Below are 17,733 nucleotides of genomic sequence, written 5' to 3'. Positions count from 1 at the left end.
GACTTTTTCCGCTTGCCCAGGCCGGCTATGGGCTGCATCGACCCGCCCACTACTGTACATTCATCTACCTCAGGCAATAAGCAAGGGTGGTAGGCGATGAGCGTGGATGTCGAACTGGTGCTGGCCGGCAAGATCGGTTTCGCGGCGCACCAGAACGCGGTGCCCGTGCTGCGCGAATTGCGCCTTACCCACAGTGGCCCGGAACCCCTGGTCGACGTCAGTCTGACGGTCACGGCCGAGCCGGCCTTCGTGGTGCCGCGTACCTGGCACCTGGAGCGCCTCGATCCCCAGGGCACCCTCTATCTCGACGATCGCGACCTCGAATTCGACGCCGCCCTGCTCGGCAGCCTGCAGGAAAGCCTGGTCGCCCAGCTGACCTTCACGGTGCGCCAGGGCGAGGCGATCCTGCAGACGCGGCGCTATCCGGTCGAGCTGCTGGCGCGCAACCAGTGGGGCGGCGTGGACAGCATGCCCGAGCTGGCGGCGGCCTTCGTCATGCCCAATGACCCGGCGGTGGATCGCCTGCTGGGCGCGGCGGCCGAGGTCTTGCGGCGGGCCGGCAAGTCCACGGCGCTGGACGGGTACGAAAGCGGCTCGCGGCGCCGCGTGTGGGAGCTGGGTTCGGCACTCTGGTCCGCACTGTGCGGCCTGCAGCTGAGCTACGCGGTGCCGCCGGCCAGCTTCGAGCGCCAGGGCCAGAAGATCCGTACGCCGGGCGCCATCCTCGACGGCGGCCTGGCCACCTGCCTGGACCTCGCCCTGCTCGCCTGCGCGGCGCTGGAACAGGCCGGTCTCAATCCGCTGCTGGTGATCACCCGCGGCCATGCCTTCGCCGGGGTCTGGCTGCAGCCCCAGGAATTCGCCCAACTGCTGACCGACGACGCCGAGCCGGTGCGCAAGCGGGTGGCGCTCAAGGACCTGCTGGTGTTCGAGACCACCCAGGCTACCGCCGCGCCACCGCCCTCGTTCAGCCAGGCCATGCAACTGGCCGAGCGCCAACTGGACGACGAGTCCTTCGTGCTGGCGCTGGACGTCCGCCGCGCCCGCCTGCAACGCATCCGCCCGCTGGCGGTGGCGGGCCAGCCGGCGACCCCCGTGGATGGCCTGCTGCTGCCCGGCGAAGCCCTGGAAGAAGCCCCGCCGCTGCCGGCCTTCGACGTGGACGTCGAGGCGGCGCCGACCACTCCGGTCGGCCGCCTGGCGCTGTGGCAGCGCAAGCTGCTCGACCTCACCACCCGCAATCGCCTGCTGCACGTGCCGGACAACGCCCGCAGCGTGCCGCTGCTCTGCCCCGAGCCGGCGGCGCTGGAAGATCGCCTGGCCGAGGGTCGCGCGCTGCGCCTGGTGCCGCTGCCGGACCTGGCGGTGAGCGGGCGCGACGCCGTGCTGCACGAGGCCCGGGAACACGAGAATCTGCAGGACGAATATGCCCGCGGCGCCCTGGCCCGCGGCGAGGTGGTCGCGCCGCTGGATGAAACCAAGCTGGACGCGGCGCTGGTGGAACTCTATCGACGCGCCCGCAGCGATCTCGACGAGGGCGGCGCCAACACCCTCTACCTGGCGCTGGGCTTCCTGCGCTGGAAAAAGGCCGCCGACGATCCCAAGCACTACCGCGCCCCCTTGATCCTGCTGCCGGTGCGCCTGGAACGCCAGAGCGCCGCCAGCGGCATCACCCTGCACCTGTTCGAGGACGAGCCACGCTTCAACCTGACCCTGCTGGAGCTCTTGCGCCACGACTTCGACCTGGACATTCCCGGGCTCGACGGTCCGCTGCCCGGCGATGGCAACGGCATCGACGTGGACGGCATCTGGACCAAGGTACGGCGGGCAGTGCGCGACCTGCCCGGCTTCGAGGTCAGCAGCGAATTGCTGCTCGGTCAGTTCTCCTTCGCCAAGTACCTGATGTGGAAGGACCTCACCGAGCGCAGCGACCAGCTCATGGAAAGCCCGCTGGTGCGGCACCTGCTGGAACGCACCGCGGAATCCGGCGCCTACCTGAGCGGCGGCGGCTTTCCCCGCGAGCGCGAACTGGATCGCCAGGTCACCCCGGCCGAACTCTTCACCCCGCTGCCGGCGGATTCCTCGCAGCTGGCGGCGGTGCTGGCCTCGGCCGGTGGCCAGGATTTCGTGCTCGACGGCCCGCCCGGCACCGGCAAGTCCCAGACCATCGCCAACATGATCGCCCACAACCTGGCGCTCGGTCGGCGGGTCCTGTTCGTCGCCGAGAAGCGCGCCGCCCTGGACGTGGTCTATCGCCGCCTGGAAGCCCAGGGCCTCGGGGAATTCTGCCTGGAACTGCATTCGAGCAAGGCCTCCAAGGCCGAGGTGCTTAAGCAGCTGGAGCGCGCCTGGGACACCCGCGACGGCCTCGACGAAGAGGAATGGCTGGCCGAGGCCGCCGAGGTGGAGCGCCTGCGCGATCGCCTCAATGCCGTGGTCGAGCGCCTGCACCGGCGCTGGCCCAATGGCCTGACCCTGCAACAAAGCATCGGCCGTGTCCTGCGCGACGCCGCCCCCGATACCCCGCGCCTGGCCTGGCCCAATGCCGACGCCCATGACGCCGAGGCCCTGGCCGAGCTGCGCAGCGCCGTGCGCCGCCTGGCGCTGCATGCCGAGACCGGCCGCAGCCTGGCGGCGGATTTCGCCCTGCTGCCGGCGCATCCCTGGTCCAACGCCTGGCAGGACGCCCTGGTCAGCGCCGCCGAACGGCTGCGCGACACCCAGCAGGAACTGCAGCAGGCGCGGCAACGCCTGCGCGACGTCCTTGGCCTGCCGCTGGCCGACCAGGTGGCGCCCCAGCGCCTGCTGGAATTCGCCGAGCTGTTGCAGAACGCCGCCGGCCAGGACCTGGCCTTCGCCTTCGGGCCTGGCGCCGCCGAGCGTCAGCGCCAGCTGGGGCGCGCCCTGGAGTTGCTGCGCGACTATCAGGCGCTGGAGCGCGAGCTGTCGGTGCCCTATGCCGCCGAAGCCTGTCGCCGCGTCGCCCTCACCCAACTGGAAACCGCCTGGGACGCTGCCGCGCAGCGCTTCTGGATCTTCGCCAGCCGTGCGCAGCGCCAGGTCACCCAGGACCTCGCCCGCCAGGGCGAAACCCAGGGCCAGCCGGAGGTGGCGGCCGACCTGCCAAAACTGCGTCGTCAGCGCACCCTGCTCACCGAGCTGGACGAGTTGACGCCCACCCTGGCCGGCATCAGCGGCTGGCAGGGCGTCACCAGCGACCTGGACGCCCTGCGCGCACGCCGCGCCCTGGCGGAACAGCTCAGCGCCGCGCTACCGAGCCTGGCGGAAACCCCCGAGCAGTTGCTGGCCCTGCGCCAGGCGGCGGCGCGCCGGCTGCAGCATCCCGAGGACCAGCCGGTGGACACCACCCTGGCTCCGGCCAGCAGCGCCTTCGCCGCGGCATTGGACGCCGCCGAGGTCGCTCGCCAGAGCTTTGCCGAGCAGGCGGGACTGGCGGCCGACCCCCCCGCCACCGAGCGGGTCCGCACCGCCGCCGCCCTGCTGCGCCAGCCCGGTCGCCTCAAGGCCTGGTGCGACTGGCAGCGGGTCCGCGAGGAGGCCGAGGCCCTGGGCCTGGCCACGCTGATCGCCCGTGTCACGGGCGGCTCCGGCGAGGATCTCGCAGCCGTCTTCGAGACCGCCTATGCCCGCTGGTTCGCCGCCACCGCCCTGGACGCCGAGCCGCTGCTGCGTGATTTCGTGCCCGCCGAGCACGAGAGCGACATCCAGGCCTATCGCCGGCTGGACGATCGCCTGCAGACGCTGGCCGTGCGCCATATCCGCGCCCGGCTCTGCGGCGAGCTGCCGCCGAAGAACGACGCGGTGCGCCAGGGTGGCGGCTTCGCCGTGCTCAAGCACGAATTGCAGAAGCAGCGCCGGCACAAGCCGCTGCGCCAGCTGGCCCTGGAAATGGGCGACGCCCTGGCCCGCCTGGCGCCCTGCATGCTGATGAGTCCGCTGTCCATCGCCCAGTACCTGCCGCCGGACGGCGGCCTGTTCGACCTGGTGATCTTCGACGAAGCCTCGCAGATTGCCCCCTGGGACGCGGTGGGCGCCATCGCCCGCGGCGTGCAGGTGGTGATCGCCGGTGACCCCCGGCAGATGCCGCCGACGCGCTTCTTCGACCGCGCCGCCGGCGAGGACGACACCGCCGAGGACCTGGAAAGCATCCTCGACGAATGCCTGGGCGCCGGCATCTACAGCCACAGCCTCAACTGGCACTACCGCAGCCGCCACGAAAGCCTGATCGCCTTTTCCAATCACCACTACTACGACGGCAAGCTGATCACCTTCCCCGCCCCGAAGATCCGTCCGAGCGCGGTGGAATGGCGGCGGGTGGACGGCGTCTACGCCAAGGGCAAGGGGCGTCACAACGCCCTCGAGGCCCAGGCCATGGTCGCCGAGGCGGTCAAGCGGCTGCTGGATCCAGCCTTCGCCGGGCTCAGCCTGGGCATCATCACCCTCAACAGCGAACAGCAGCGCCTGGTCACCGACCTGCTCGACCGGGCGCGCCAGCAGCACCCGGAGATCGAGGCGCACTTCGCCGAAGACCTGGCCGAGCCGGTGGTGGTGAAGAACCTGGAGACGGTGCAGGGCGACGAGCGCGACCTGATCATGCTCGGCATCGGCTTCGGTCCTACCGAGCCCGGCGCCAATACGATGTCGATGAACTTCGGTCCGTTGAACAAGGACGGCGGCTGGCGCCGCCTCAACGTCGCCGTGACCCGGGCGCGGCGGGAGATGCTGGTGTTCTCCTCCTTCGATCCGGGGCTGATCGACCTCAACCGCACCAATGCCCGCGCGGTACGGGATCTCAAGCTGTTCCTGGAATTCGCCCAGCGCGGCCCCCAGGCCCTGGCCGCCGCGGTCAAGGGTTCGCTGGGCGGACATGATTCGCCCTTCGAGGAAGCCGTGGCCCAGGCGCTAGAGGCCAAGGGCTGGCAGGTGGTGCCACAGATCGGTGTCTCGCGTTTCCGCATCGACCTGGGCATCGTCCACCCCGACCGGCCGGGCGACTACCTAGTGGGCATCGAATGCGACGGCGCCACCTACCACAGCGCCGCCACCGCCCGCGACCGCGACAAGACCCGCAGCGCCATCCTCCAGGGCCTCGGCTGGACGCTGCTGCGCGTCTGGTCCACCGAGTGGTGGATCGACCGCGCGGGGGCGACCGAGCGGTTGCATGGGGAGATCGAGAAGTTGCTCGAGGCGTCGCGGGCGAACGTTTGAAGGTTAGGAGTGTTGGGCTTCGCTGCGCTCAGCGGCAACCTACGGTGTGGTGGCTAGGTTGGGCGTAGCGCGGCGATGTCTGGGTGTGTGGCGGCCCTCACCCCAGCCCTCTCCCAGGGGGAGAGGGGCCGGTTGGGTCCGGCGCGGGTGGTGGCTTTTCATCTGACATTGCGATGCCAAGGCGTCTGTAGCGTTTTCCACTGATCAACCGCATCTCGATGTGGATAAGGCTGCGCCGTTATCCACGCTACGCAGCTGCCCGCTGCTGGGGTGAGGGGATCCCCGTCAGGCCGATGGCCGACGGACCGTTGGGCTTCGCTGCGCTCAGCGCCAACCTACGAGGCGTCTGCTCACACCGAACCACCCCCTCTCCCCCTGGGAGAGGGCCGGGGTGAGGGTATTCCTGATAGGCTGATGGCCAACCGACCGTTGAGCTTCGCTGCGCTCAGCGCCAACCTACCGATCTGGCGTAGGTTGGTGCTGAGACGGCTCCATCGTCGAAGCCCAACATGAGGAACCCGACCTGAGATTGTTGGGCTTCGCTCCGCTCAACCCAACCTACAAAGCGCCGCCAATCAGAGGATGTTCAACGGATACTCGGTGATCAGCCGGGTCTCGGCCACGGTGCCGCCGGTGCTCTGGCTGCCGGAATGCCAGGCCTGGCGCAGGCGGAAGCTGAGGTTCTTGGCCGGACCGTCCTGCAGGACGTACTTGGCCTCCAGATCGGTCTCGTGTTCCTTGTCGCCATCACCGTAGAGACCGGCGTAGGCCGAGTCGGCGGCCACCTGGGTACCGTCGATGCCGCTGCCGCGGGTATGGCGCACCATCAGGCTCATGCCCGGCACGCCGTAGCTTTCCAGGTTGAGGTCGTAACGCGCCTGCCAGCTGCGCTCGCCCGGGCCGTTGAAGTCGGAGAATTGCATCGAGTTGCCGAGCAGGATGGAGTCGCCGAAGGAACCCGGCACCGGCGCGCCGAAGACCGCGTAGTCGAAGGGTTGGTCGCCATGGATGCGTTGGTGGATCAGGGTGAAGGTATGGGCACCGACCTGGTAGGCGGCGGCCAGCGACCCGGCGGTGTTGTCGATGCTGCCGGCCTTGGCGCTGCCGGCGTCCAGGGTCCGGTAGAGGTTGGCGTCGAAGGTCAGGCTCTGCTCGGCGGCCAGCGGCAGCACGTAGTTGAGGTTGCCGTAGTACTGGTCCCAGACGTCCTCGAAGTGGCCGGCATAGAGCGAGGCGCTGAGGTGGTCGCTGAACTTGTAGACGCCCCCGGCATAGCTGGCCGAGGATGCCTCGACCCCGGCGTAGCCGGCATAGATGCCGCCATCCGAGCTTGTGGTCCGCGGCGCCGTGGCGGCGGTGAAGTGCCCGGCCTCGAGCATCAGGTGGTCGACCTCCTGGCTCACCAGGCTCCAGCCGCGCGCGGTCTGGGGAAACAGCCAGTTGCCGCCTGCCGCCAGCACCGGCGCCGTGGGTTGCTGGTCGCCATACTTGAGCACGGTGTTGGAGACGCGCAGCTTGACCGCCGCCCCACCCTTGCTGAATTCGTCGCGCTGGCTGCCGTCGCCGTCCACCGGCAGGTTGGGGGTGTTGGCATGGCCATCCCCGCCGTCGAGCTTGAGGCCCAGGTAACCATAGGCGTCCACGCCGACACCCACGGTGCCCTGGGTGAAGCCCGAGGTGTAGTTGAGCAGGAAGGCCTGGGTCCAGCTGCGCGGATCGCGGCTGTTGCGCGCCGCGGCGCCATGGCCGTCGCCTTCGTTCTGGCGCAGGTAGTAGTAGTTGCGCAGCAGCAGGGTCAGCTCGCTGTCTTCGACGAAGCCCTTGGCATCGGACTGCTGGCTGGCCAGGGCGGCGCCGGTGAGGAGCAGACCGGGCACGCCCAGCAGCCAGGCACGCTGGCGGACGGAAGGGGATAACAGCGACAGCTTCATGGGCGTCTCTCTCGCAGGATCACGGGTTGAAATCGTTAGGTCGCGAACGAGTTTGCCAGCTGTTGGCCTCTCCTACCACTTGGATGACGACTGTCATCGTTCAGCAACCTGACTATGCTGGGCTGGAACCCCTTTCCCAGCGCCGAGGCCGCCCATGTCCACCGAGTCCTTCAGCGTCGATCTCGCCTATCGTCCGCGCCTCGCCGATCTGCGTCCGCTGGTGCCTGAGACGGCCACTGGCCTGCGCGGCGGCCCCAGGATCACCCCAGCCAGCGAACTGGCGGATCGCCTGGGCTACCGCGCCGACTTCCTCGGCGACTTCGCGGTGCCCTGGCCCCGGCCCGGCGCTGCCCTCGCCGCAGACGTTTATCCCCTGCCCGCCTCGGCCGATCGCCTGGACTACACCCATTTTTCCGTGACCCTGTCGCGCAGTCGGCGGATGGCGCTCTGGGTGGGCGTCAACATCGACGGCGGCCAGGCGGTGGAGGTGCCGCGCAGTCGCGATGCCTGGGCCTACGATGGCCGGGTGCCGCTGGACGCCCAGCTGGGCGACGAACTCTATGCCGACAACCTGCTCGACCGCGGCCACCTGGTGCGGCGCCAGGACCCCAACTGGGGCCCCGCCGCCACCCAGGCCAACCGGGATACCTTCCACTTCACCAACTGCGCGCCGCAGATGGCCGCCTTCAACCAGAAGACCTGGCTGGAGCTGGAGGACTACCTGCTCGACAACACCCAGCGCTGGCAGGCACGGATCAGCGTGTTCAGCGGACCGGTGCTGCGCGCGGACGACCGGAGCTACCGGGACGCGCAGATTCCCGAAGCCTTCTGGAAGGTGGTGGCCTTTCTCGGCGACGACGGCAAGCCCTCCGCCAGCGCCTACCTCATCGACCAGCGCCGCGAGCTGGACGAGCTGTCCCTCGCCTTCGGCCGGCTGCGGACCTACCAGTGCAGTGTGCGGCGGATCGAGCAGCTCACCGGTATCGACTTCGGCGCACTGGCCGACTACGACGGCTTCTCCAATGAAGAACGGGCCACCGGCCAGCCCGTCGAGCGAGCCCTCTACGGCCCGGCCGATATCCGCGTCTAGCCCGGCTGGGCGCAGGCGCGCGGCAGGCTGTTGCGTACCCCCAGCGACGCCAGCAGGATGACCCCGGCCAGGTACAGTTGCGCCGCGCCCGCCAGGCCGAGGCGCGGCACCAGGGTGCTGACCGCCAGGGCCGGCAGGCAGAACGCCAGGTAGCTCAGGACGTAGAAGGCCGCCAGCAAGCCGGCGCGCTGGTCCGCTGCGGCCAGCGGCAACAGGCTGCGGGTAGCGCCGAGAAAGCCGCTGCCGAAGCCGACCCCGGTGACCAGGGTCCCCAGGGCGAAGAGCCCGAGTTGACCGCTCGCCACCGCCAACCAGAGCAGCACCGGCCCCAGGACCAGCGTCCCCGCTCCCAACCGCAGCAGGCGCGGCGCCGGCCAGCCGCGCAGGCCATGCAGGCAGGCCGCGCCGGTGAGGGTCAGGCCGGCCACCACGCCGCCGCCGACCAGCAGCGAGGCGCTGCCGGTGGCCGCCTTGATCAACCCCGGCATCAGCGACAGGTAGAAGCCGCCCACGGCCCAGACCGCCAGTTCCAGCGGCAACACCCGCCAGAGCATGGCCCTGGCCTGGGGCGGTACCGCCAGTTGTGGACGCAAGGCGGCGAGCAGCCCCGGCCGTCGCGCCAGGGTATCGGGCAGGCGCAGCAGCAACAGCCCCTGCAGCAGGAACAGCGCCAGGAACAGCCGATAGACCAGTTGCAGCGGCGCGGGCGCGAATTCCACCAGCAGTCCGCAGCCAAGGGCGCCGCCGGCCATGCCCAGCAAGGGTGCCAGGCTGTTCAACCAGGGGCCGCGCTCGCGATCCACGTCGAGCAGGGCAGCGCCCAGGGCGCTGGTGGCGATGCCCGTGGCCAGGCCCTGCACCGCGCGGGCGACCACCAGGTCGACCAGGCCCTGCGCCTGATGGAACAGCAGCATGGCGCCCGCCTCCAGCAGCAGCGCCGCCAGGGTCACCGGACGCCGCCCCAGGTGATCGGACAGGCGCCCGCCCACCAGCAGGGCCGCCAGCAGGGCGAAGGCATAGATGGCGAATACCCAGGTCAGCCAGAAGGTGGAGAATCCCCAGGCCTGCTGGTAGCTGGCATAAAGCGGCGTTGGCGCGCTGGAGGCGGCGAGGAAGGTGAAGAGCATGGCGCCGAGCAGGGTCAGACGTGCCCTGGAGGAAACGTGTGCAGGGGTCATACCCTCACCTTAACGCTAATGAATTGCTTTAGAGCCTGAGCCCTTTCCCCAGTAAAAGCAATGCGTTTGCGTTAAGAGCCAGGTATCCTGGCGGCATGACCACCAAGCAAGCCCGTCCCGGCGGCCGTAGCGCCCGCGTCCAGCAAGCCATCCACGAGGCCGTTCTGGCGCTGCTGCAGGAGCAGCCGCGCGAGTCCCTCACGGTCCCCCTGATCGCTGCCCGCGCCGGGGTCACCCCCTCCACCCTCTATCGGCGCTGGGGCAACCTGCCCAGCCTGCTGGCCGACGTCGAGCTGCAGCGCCTGCGCCCGGACCAGCCGCCGGAGGACACCGGCAGCCTGAGAGGCGACCTCGAACGCTGGCTGGAGCACTATGTCGATGACCTCGCCTCGACGCCTGGCCAGGCCATGCTCAGGGACGCCCTCGCCGCCACCGACCCGGGTTGCGCGGTGCGCTGTACCGAACCGACCCGGGAACGCCTGGAGCTGATGCTCGAACGCGCCCGCTCGCGGGGCGAGGCGGCGCCGCCCCTCGGCGTCCTGCTCGATGGCCTGGTGGCGCCGCTGATCTATCGCACCCTGTTCGGCGCCGAGCGCCCTGACCTGGCGCTGTGCCTGCAGCTGCTCTCCCGGGTACTGCGGCCAGACCGCTAGGAAAGGCACCGGCCCCAAACGACGAGGCCCGGACTGTCGCCAGTCCAGGCCTCGTGTCTTGTCAGTGGATCCCGCGGGATCCGCCAGAGTTTGCGCTTAGGCAGCGACCACCTTGTTGGCCGGCTGGGTACGACGACCCAGGGCACCGCCGATGGCACCAACCACACCGCCTACGATCAGGCTGATCAGCAGCACCCAGCTGGCCTGGGAAACCTTGCGGGCAGCGACGTCAGCGGCTTCGCGGGCCTTCTGCTCGGCCTGGGCCTTGAGTTCCTGGTACTTGGCATAGGCCTGCTGGTAGGTCTGCTGGGCCTTGTCGACGATGGCATTGGCCTCGGCGTCGCTCTTGCCGGTGCGGGCCTTGATCAGGTTGACCAGCGCCTGGCGGTCGGCGGCGTTCCAGGCCTGGTCGCCACGCTGCTTCAGGCGGTCCAGCAGGGCGCTCAGCTGGTCATCGGTCTGCTGCGGATTGTTGGCACTGTTCTGCGCGGTGTTCTTGGCATCCTGTTCGGCGCCCTGGGCCTGCTGCTTGAGGTTCTCCGGCTGCAGTTCGGTCTTGCCGGTCTGGCGCAGCGCGGTCTCCAGTTCGTTCTGCAGATCACCCAGGTCGAGCTGGATGCCCTGCTGGCGCAGCTGGTCCTGCACCTGGCTGGTCAACGCCGGCGCCGCCTGGGACAGGCCGCTGCCGATCATCGACAAGCCGCTGCCCGCCACGTTGAGGCCGGTGCGCACCACGCCGCTCACGGCGCTGGACACCAGGTAGACGCTGACCAGGGTCACGCTGGCCCAGACCAGGATGCCGTGCAGGGCGCCTTCGCGCTGCGCCAGGCGACCAGCGATCCAGGCGCCGACGAAGACCGAGATCACGGCGCTGACGCCGACCCAGATGCCGGTGCCCTTGCCGAGACCGGACAGCGGATTGGCTTCCTGTTGCGGATCGATGGAGGCCGAGCCGATGGCGGTGCCGAGCAGGCTGAGCAACAGGGACACGGTCAGGGCGATCACCACGCCGGCGATGATCGAGCTCCAGGAAATGCGCTTCAGCAGCGGCGCGGTAGCGGTCGCAGTGGTGGCCACGTAGGCGGGGTTCTGACGGGCGTCGTAGGACATGGCAAAGGCTCCAAGATAGTCAGGGAAACAACTTATTGTGGTAACGGATGGATTCCCACGCGTTTTCACAAGTTCCCAGACCCCAGTGCCAGAGCCCCCAGCGGTCGTAAGACCTCTGTTGTCTGCTATCCCGGCAGCATATCGAGCAGCAGCTTCAGGTTGAGGATCAGGATCAGCCCGGCCACGGCCCAGGCCAGGGTCTTGGTCACCCGCCCGATGACGAAGCTACCCATCAACTGGCGATCCGAGACGAAGCGCACCAGCGGGATCACCGCGAAGGGCAACTGCATCGACAGCACCACCTGGCTCAGCACCAGCAGCTTGGCCGTGCCGCTCTCGCCATAGAGCCCGGTCACCACCACCACCGGGATGACCGCGATGCCCCGGGTGATCAGTCGCCGCGCCCAATCCGGAATGCGCAGCGAGAGAAAGCCCTCCATGACGATCTGCCCGGCCAGGGTCGCGGTCACCGTGGAGTTGATGCCGGAGGCCAGCAAGGCCACCGCGAACAGCAGCGAGGCGATGCCCACGCCGAGCATCGGCGAGAGCAGGTGGTAGGCGTCCTGGATCTCGGCCACGTCGGTGCGCCCGGCACTGTGGAACACCGCCGCCGCGGTGATCAGGATGGCGGCGTTGACGAACAGCGCCAGCATCAGCGCCAGGGTGCTGTCGGCCACCGCCCAGCGCAGGCCCATACGCCGGCCTTGCTCGGTGCGCGGATAGGCGCGGGTCTGCACGATGGACGAGTGCAGGTAGAGGTTATGCGGCATCACGGTAGCGCCGATGATGCCTATGGCCAGGTACAGCGCCGCCGGATTGATGACCACCTCGGCCTTGGGCACGAAGCCATCGAGTACCGCGGCCAGCGCGGGCTGGGCCAGCACCATCTGCACGCCGAAGCAGACGAAGATCAGGGTCAGCAAGGCGATGACGAAGGCTTCCAGCCAGCGGAAGCCACGGTTCATCAGCAACAGGATGAGAAAGACGTCCAGCGCGGTGAGGATGGCGCCCCACATCAGCGGGATGCCGAACAGCAGGTTGAGGGCGATGGCGGTGCCGATCACCTCGGCCAGATCGCAGGCGATGATCGCGATTTCGCAGGCGATCCACAGCATGAAGCTCACCGGCCGCGAGTAGCGCGCGCGGCAGGCCTGGGCCAGGTCCAGGCCGGTGGCGATGCCGAGCCGAGCGGCCAGGGCCTGCAGCAGGATGGCCATGAGGTTGGACAGCAGGATCACCGACAACAGCAGGTAGCCGAATTGCGAGCCACCGGCCAGGTCGGTGGCCCAGTTGCCCGGGTCCATGTAGCCCACCGAGACCATGTAGCCCGGGCCGACGAAGGCCAGCAGCCGCCGCCACCAGCTGCCGCCCTGGGGGACTGGCACACTGGCGTTCATGCGCCCCAGGCTTGGCCGGGCGGACGGCGCGGGTTCCTGCCAAGCAGGCTCGACGTAGCTGGCGGATTCTTTCATGGCGGGCTCGTGCGGCAAGGTAGGACTACCCTTTGGAGAATTTAGCCTAGGCTAAAATTCACACATCCAGCAATAAAAAATCTCTATCTCATCCGTCGATAATGGCCACTGGCGAAGGAAACTTTGGTATTCGCCCGCAACTCGGTCAAAATGGCGCCCGGGCGCTTCCCTCCGAAGCGCCACCGGTCTTGCGGAGAAGGTCACTCAGGTGGGCAACATGACTAAGGACGACGAACTGCTGAATCGGTTGGTCGATCCATCCATTCACATGGAAGGTTTTCAACAGGTCCGCGAGGCGCATCGTCAGGAGCTGATCGAAGACTACGTCGAGCTCATCTCCGATCTCATCCGGGACGGCGGCGAGGCGCGCCAGGTGGACATCGCCGCGCGCATCGGCGTGGCCCAACCGACCGTGGCCAAGATGCTCAAGCGCCTGGCCACCGCCGGGCTGATCGTGCAGCGCCCCTATCGCGGCGTCTTCCTCACCCCCGAAGGCGAGGCCCTGGCCGAGGCCAGCCGTGCACGCCACCACGTGGTGGAAACCTTCCTGCTGACCCTGGGCGTGGACGCCGATACCGCGCGGCGCGATGCCGAAGGCATGGAACACCATGTCAGCGAGGCCACCCTGGAAGTCTTCCGGCGTTTCATCGCCAGCCAGGGCTAGGCTGCGGCTTTAGTCGAAAGTCGCCTCGCTTCCCTTAAGAAAACCCCGGCGCCGTCGAAGAAGTGGAAGTCATACTTTCACTCTCGCCGGTGCCCCGTCATGTTCAATCGCCCTCTCAAGACCGAACTCGCCCAACTGCGCGCCGAGGTCGCCGAATTGCGTCAGTTGCACGCCGGCTTCGAAAGCCAGGCGCTAAGTCTTACCGTGGATGACCGCGGCAACATCGAGCGGGTGAACGAGCGCTTCTGCCGCGAGATGGGCTATCGCGCCGATGCCATCACCGGTCGCCCGCTGGATGAGTTCATTCCCGAATACGTCAAACAACTGCCCTGCTATCGCGACCTCAAGAGCGCGCTCAGCCAGGGCCAGCAGACCAGCGGCATGTACCGCCTGCTGCGCGCCAACGGCCAGGAAGCCTGGCTCTATGCCACCTGGCAGCCCCTGCGCGACGCCGACGGCCGCATTCACAAGACCATCTGCTACGGCCACGACCGTACCGAGCAGGTCGAGACCTCCACCGAGCACTCCGGCCTGATCAACGCCCTGCTGAGATCCACGGCAGTCATCGAATTCAACCTGGCCGGCGAGGTGATCACCGCCAACGAGCGCTTCCTCAAGGGCATGGGCTATTCCCTGGCGCAGATCCAGGGCAAGCACCATCGCCAGTTCTGCACTAGCGAGGAAGCCAATTCCGTCGAGTACCAGGCCTTCTGGGCCCGGCTCAACCGCGGCGAATTCATCGCCAGCCGCTTCAAGCGCATCGACAGCCACGGGCGCACGGTCTGGCTGGAAGCCTCCTACAACCCGGTGCTCAATACCCGCGGCGAGCTGTACAAGGTGGTCAAGTTCGCCACCGTCATCACCGAGCAGGTGGAGCAGGAGCAGGCGGTGGCCGAGGCGGCCAAGGTGGCCTTCGACATCTCCCAGCAGACCGACGAGAGCGCGCGCCTCGGGGCGGAAGTGGTGCAGGACACGGTGTCGGTCATGCGCAAGATCGCCGAGGAACTGCAGGTGGCCTCCAATGGCATCGAGGCCCTGGGCGAGCAGTCGCTGGTGATCAGCACCATCGTCAAGACCATCAGCGGCATCGCCGAACAGACCAACCTGCTGGCGCTCAACGCCGCCATCGAAGCCGCCCGCGCCGGTGAGCAGGGCCGGGGCTTCGCCGTGGTGGCCGACGAGGTGCGCCAACTGGCCGGTCGCACCAGCAAGGCCACCGAGGAAATCGTCGGCGTGGTGCAGCAGAACCAGAGCCTGGCGCAGACCGCCGTGGCCAACATGGCGGCGAGCAAGCACCAGGCGGAACAGGGCCTGCAGTTGGCCAACGCCGCCGGTACCCGCATCACCGAGATCCAGGACGGCGCCCAGCGCGTGGTGGGCGCGGTGGGCCAGTTCGCCCGGCGCCTGAGCTGAGCCCGGCCCCGCAACGGGGCCGGGTAGGCCCCTTGGCGACCTGGTCCGTGCGCGGCGGCGTGCCCCGACGCAGACGAGACCGGGCGTTTCCCGTGCCATCCGCCCCGCCTTCAGTTGCGAAATTTCTGAACTAAGTATTTGCCGCCGCCTATTCAATGGCGGTCCCGCCCGCCGCAAGATGGCTCTCGGCACCTAGCCAGCAGAGCTGCGGCCACTTCCTCTTCGCGTCACTGCCATCACCCTCGACCCCGCAACCTGGGAGGCAGTCGCCCGCATGAAACTCGACCTCTTCCGCTCCCTCTGGGGCTACGCCGACCAGCACGCCAGCGCCTGTCGCGAGGCCCGCGCCTCAGGCTTCGCCGGCATCGAGGCGCGATTGCCGCAGACCGCCGCCGAACGCCGCGACTTCGGCGCCCTGCTCGCCGGCGAGGGCCTGGACTACATCGCCATCCTCTTCACCGGCGGCGCGGTGCTGCCCGACCAGGCGCTGACCCCGGCCGAGCACCTGCGTGACCTGGAGCGCCAGCTGGACGCCTCCGCCGAACTGGCGCCGCGCTTCGTCAACGTGCTGGCCGGCAACGATCGCTGGTCCACCCACCAGCAGCTGGACTTCTTCGGCCAGGCCCAGGAAATCGCCCGTCACGGCGGTCACCTGTGCAGCTTCGAGACCCATCGCGCGCGCTGCCTGGCCACGCCCTGGGTCACCCTGGAGATCGCGCGCCAGCTGCCCGAATTGCTGTTCACCACCGACATCAGCCACTGGGTGGTGGGCTGCGAACGGCTGCTGGACGATCCCGCCGACGACCTCGACGACTTCATCGGCCGGGTCCATCACATCCAGGCACGGGTCGGCTATGACCAGGGCCCCCAGGTGCCCCACCCCGCCGCCCCGGAATACGCCCGCGAACTGGCCTTCCACCAGGGATTCTGGGCGGCGGTCTGGCGCGCCCAGCAGGAACGCGGCTACCCGGTGACCACCCTCACCCCGGAATTCGGTCCCGATGGCTACACCTTCCGCCTGCCCTTCACCGGCATGCCCATCGCCGATCTCTGGGACCTCAACCGCTGGATGGCCGACACCCAGCGCGACCAGTTCCAACGCTTTCTCCGCGACCGCTAAGGAGCTCGCCATGCCAGACACCCCAAATACCGCCTTCCAGACCATCCCGGTGGTGGACATCGCCGGCCTGTTCAGCCCCGACCTGGCGCAGCGCCAGGCCGTCGCCGCCGAACTCGGCCAGGCCGCCCGCGAGGTGGGCTTTCTCTACATCCGCAACCACGGCCTGGCACCGGCGTTGATCGAGGGCCTGCGCCAGGCGGGGCGGGACTATTTCGCCCAGCCCCTGGACGCCAAGATGGGCCACTACATAGGCACGTCCGCCTCGCACAAGGGCTTCGTGCCCGAGGGCGAGGAGATCTACGGCAGCGGCAAGCCCGATCACAAGGAGGCCTTCGACGTCGGCTTCGAGGTGGCGGCGGACGATCCGCTGGTGCTGGCCGGCACCCCGCTGCTGGGCCCCAATGCCTGGCCCGCGCTGCCCGGCTTTCGCGAGCGCGTGCAGGCCTACTACGCGGCGGCCTTCGCCCTCGGCCGCCAGCTGTTCCGCGGCTTCGCCCTGGCGCTGGAGTTGCCGGAGGACACCTTCGATCCCCTGGTCAGCCGGCCGCCGTCCAAGCTGCGGCTGATTCACTACCCCTTCGACGCCAGCGCCGAGGACGCCCCCGGCATCGGCGCCCATACCGACTACGAGTGCTTCACCATCCTGCTGGCCGACCAGCCGGGCCTGGAGGTGATGAACGAAGCCGGCCAGTGGATCGACGCCCCGCCGCTGGAGGGCGCCCTGGTGGTGAACATCGGCGACATGCTGGAGGTGATGACCGCCGGCGCCTTCGTCGCCACCGCGCACCGGGTGCGCAAGGTCAAGGCCGAGCGCTATTCCTTCCCGCTGTTCTACGCCTGCGACTACCACACCCGTATCGAGCCGCTGCCGCAATTCGCCGCGGGCGCCACGGGCTACGAGGCCCTGGCCATCGGCGAGCACATGTGGAGCCAGGCCTTGCAGACCTACCGCTACCTGCGCGCCAAGGTCGCCGCCGGCGAGCTGGCGCTGCCGGAGCGGGCGCGCAAGCCGTCCAGCTTCGGCCATCTGAAGAACCACGCCTGACCATAACGACAACCACCGGAGCATCCCCATGAACATCCTGCGCAAATCCCTGAGCGTCATCCTGCTGGGCAGCCTGGCCTGCGCGGCCCAGGCCGAGGTCAAGACGATCACCCCCGGCGTGCTGAAGGTCGGCATGGACATCACCTATCCGCCCTTCGAGTCCTTCGACGGCGACAAGGTGGTGGGCTCCGATCCGGACTTTTCCAGCGACCTGGCCAAGCAACTGGGGCTCAAGGCCGACTTCGTCAACACCGAGTTCGCCGGGCTGATCCTGGGGCTCAAATCCAACCACTTCGATACCGTGATCTCCGGCATGTACATCACCCCGGAGCGCACCGCCCAGGCCCTGGCGATCCCCTATGCGCGCACCGGCGCGGCCATCATGACCAAGGCCGGCGCCGCCAAGGAACCCAAGGTGCCGGAGGACCTCTGCGGCCTGAAGGTCGGCCTGCAACGGGGCACCACCTGGGTCGCCAAGCTGCAGAAACTCTCCACCGACTACTGCGTGGCCCAGGGCAAGGGCGCCATCGCCGTCAGCGAATTCCCCTCCGCGCCCGAGGCGACCCAGGCCATGCTGGCCGGCAACGTCGACGCCCAGCTGGAGATCGGCGGCGCGGCCAGCCAGATCGTCGAGCGCTCCCGCGGCCGGGTGCGCATCACCTCGCCGGAGCTGGTGTACAAGGAGACCCTGGGCATCTACCTGCGCAAGGACAACGAAGCCCTCAAGCAGGCCCTCGAAGAGGCCTTCGCCAAGCTGCGGGCCTCCGGCGAATACGCCGCCCTGCTGAAGAAGTACAACCTGGAAGACGCCCCGGCGAACTGAGCGAG

General features: G+C 68.6%; 12 protein-coding genes and 1 pseudogene. 9 read left to right on the top strand and 4 right to left on the bottom strand.

What is annotated here, in order from left to right:
- Positions 1-96 precede the first annotated feature (96 nt).
- Positions 97-5,229: a DUF4011 domain-containing protein gene (locus FSV73_RS15370; protein WP_145008720.1), complete on the top strand. Its 5,133-nt coding sequence runs from the start codon at positions 97-99 to the stop codon at positions 5,227-5,229.
- Positions 5,230-5,804: 575 nt separating this feature from the next.
- Here FSV73_RS15370 and FSV73_RS15365 read toward each other — a convergent pair.
- Positions 5,805-7,160: an OprD family porin gene (locus FSV73_RS15365; RefSeq protein WP_145008719.1), complete on the bottom strand. Its 1,356-nt coding sequence runs from the start codon at positions 7,158-7,160 to the stop codon at positions 5,805-5,807.
- Between the two features lie 154 nt (positions 7,161-7,314).
- Here FSV73_RS15365 and FSV73_RS15360 point away from each other — a divergent pair, with 154 nt between their 5' ends.
- Complete coding sequence (locus FSV73_RS15360) at positions 7,315-8,250, top strand: DNA/RNA non-specific endonuclease (RefSeq protein WP_145008718.1); 936 nt, start codon at positions 7,315-7,317, stop codon at positions 8,248-8,250.
- Here FSV73_RS15360 and FSV73_RS15355 read toward each other — a convergent pair.
- On the bottom strand, positions 8,247-9,428 hold the full coding sequence (locus FSV73_RS15355; RefSeq protein WP_145008717.1) for an MFS transporter: 1,182 nt from the start codon (positions 9,426-9,428) through the stop codon (positions 8,247-8,249). The two genes, FSV73_RS15360 and FSV73_RS15355, sit on opposite strands and share 4 nt — an antisense overlap.
- 95 nt (positions 9,429-9,523) lie before the next feature.
- On the opposite strand from FSV73_RS15355, the gene FSV73_RS15350 reads away from it, so the two are divergent.
- On the top strand, positions 9,524-10,081 hold the full coding sequence (locus FSV73_RS15350) for a TetR/AcrR family transcriptional regulator (protein WP_145008716.1): 558 nt from the start codon (positions 9,524-9,526) through the stop codon (positions 10,079-10,081).
- A 96-nt stretch (positions 10,082-10,177) separates the two neighbouring features.
- Here FSV73_RS15350 and FSV73_RS15345 read toward each other — a convergent pair whose 3' ends face one another.
- On the bottom strand, positions 10,178-11,191 hold the full coding sequence (locus FSV73_RS15345) for a YrzE family protein (protein WP_145008715.1): 1,014 nt from the start codon (positions 11,189-11,191) through the stop codon (positions 10,178-10,180).
- Between the two features lie 125 nt (positions 11,192-11,316).
- Positions 11,317-12,663, bottom strand: a complete 1,347-nt coding sequence (locus FSV73_RS15340; protein WP_145008714.1) for an Nramp family divalent metal transporter — start codon at positions 12,661-12,663, stop codon at positions 11,317-11,319.
- Positions 12,664-12,880: 217 nt separating this feature from the next.
- Here FSV73_RS15340 and mntR point away from each other — a divergent pair, with 217 nt between their 5' ends.
- The 6 genes and pseudogenes from mntR (at position 12,881) to FSV73_RS15315 (ending at position 17,728) form a co-directional block, all read left to right on the top strand.
- On the top strand, positions 12,881-13,327 hold the full coding sequence (mntR, locus tag FSV73_RS15335; protein ID WP_145008713.1) for a manganese-binding transcriptional regulator MntR: 447 nt from the start codon (positions 12,881-12,883) through the stop codon (positions 13,325-13,327).
- A gap of 99 nt (positions 13,328-13,426) precedes the next feature.
- Positions 13,427-14,203, top strand: a pseudogene (locus tag FSV73_RS26180) (PAS domain-containing protein); the annotation flags it as partial.
- Complete coding sequence (locus FSV73_RS26175; RefSeq protein ID WP_437179292.1) at positions 14,198-14,740, top strand: methyl-accepting chemotaxis protein; 543 nt, start codon at positions 14,198-14,200, stop codon at positions 14,738-14,740. The pseudogene FSV73_RS26180 and the gene FSV73_RS26175, both read left to right, overlap by 6 nt.
- A 274-nt stretch (positions 14,741-15,014) precedes the next feature.
- Positions 15,015-15,860, top strand: a complete 846-nt coding sequence (locus FSV73_RS15325) for a sugar phosphate isomerase/epimerase family protein (RefSeq protein ID WP_145008711.1) — start codon at positions 15,015-15,017, stop codon at positions 15,858-15,860.
- 10 nt (positions 15,861-15,870) lie between these two features.
- Positions 15,871-16,905 (top strand): isopenicillin N synthase family dioxygenase, encoded by a 1,035-nt coding sequence (locus FSV73_RS15320; RefSeq protein WP_145008710.1) that lies wholly within the window; start codon positions 15,871-15,873, stop codon positions 16,903-16,905.
- 28 nt (positions 16,906-16,933) lie between these two features.
- Positions 16,934-17,728 (top strand): ABC transporter substrate-binding protein, encoded by a 795-nt coding sequence (locus FSV73_RS15315; RefSeq protein WP_145008709.1) that lies wholly within the window; start codon positions 16,934-16,936, stop codon positions 17,726-17,728.
- The last annotated feature ends 5 nt before the right edge of the window (positions 17,729-17,733 follow it).

It is taken from the genome of Pseudomonas oryzihabitans (genome assembly GCF_007665395.1).
Taxonomy (GTDB): Bacteria; Pseudomonadota; Gammaproteobacteria; order Pseudomonadales; family Pseudomonadaceae; genus Chryseomonas; species Chryseomonas psychrotolerans_C.
This window is presented reverse-complemented; position numbering and strand designations above follow the sequence as displayed.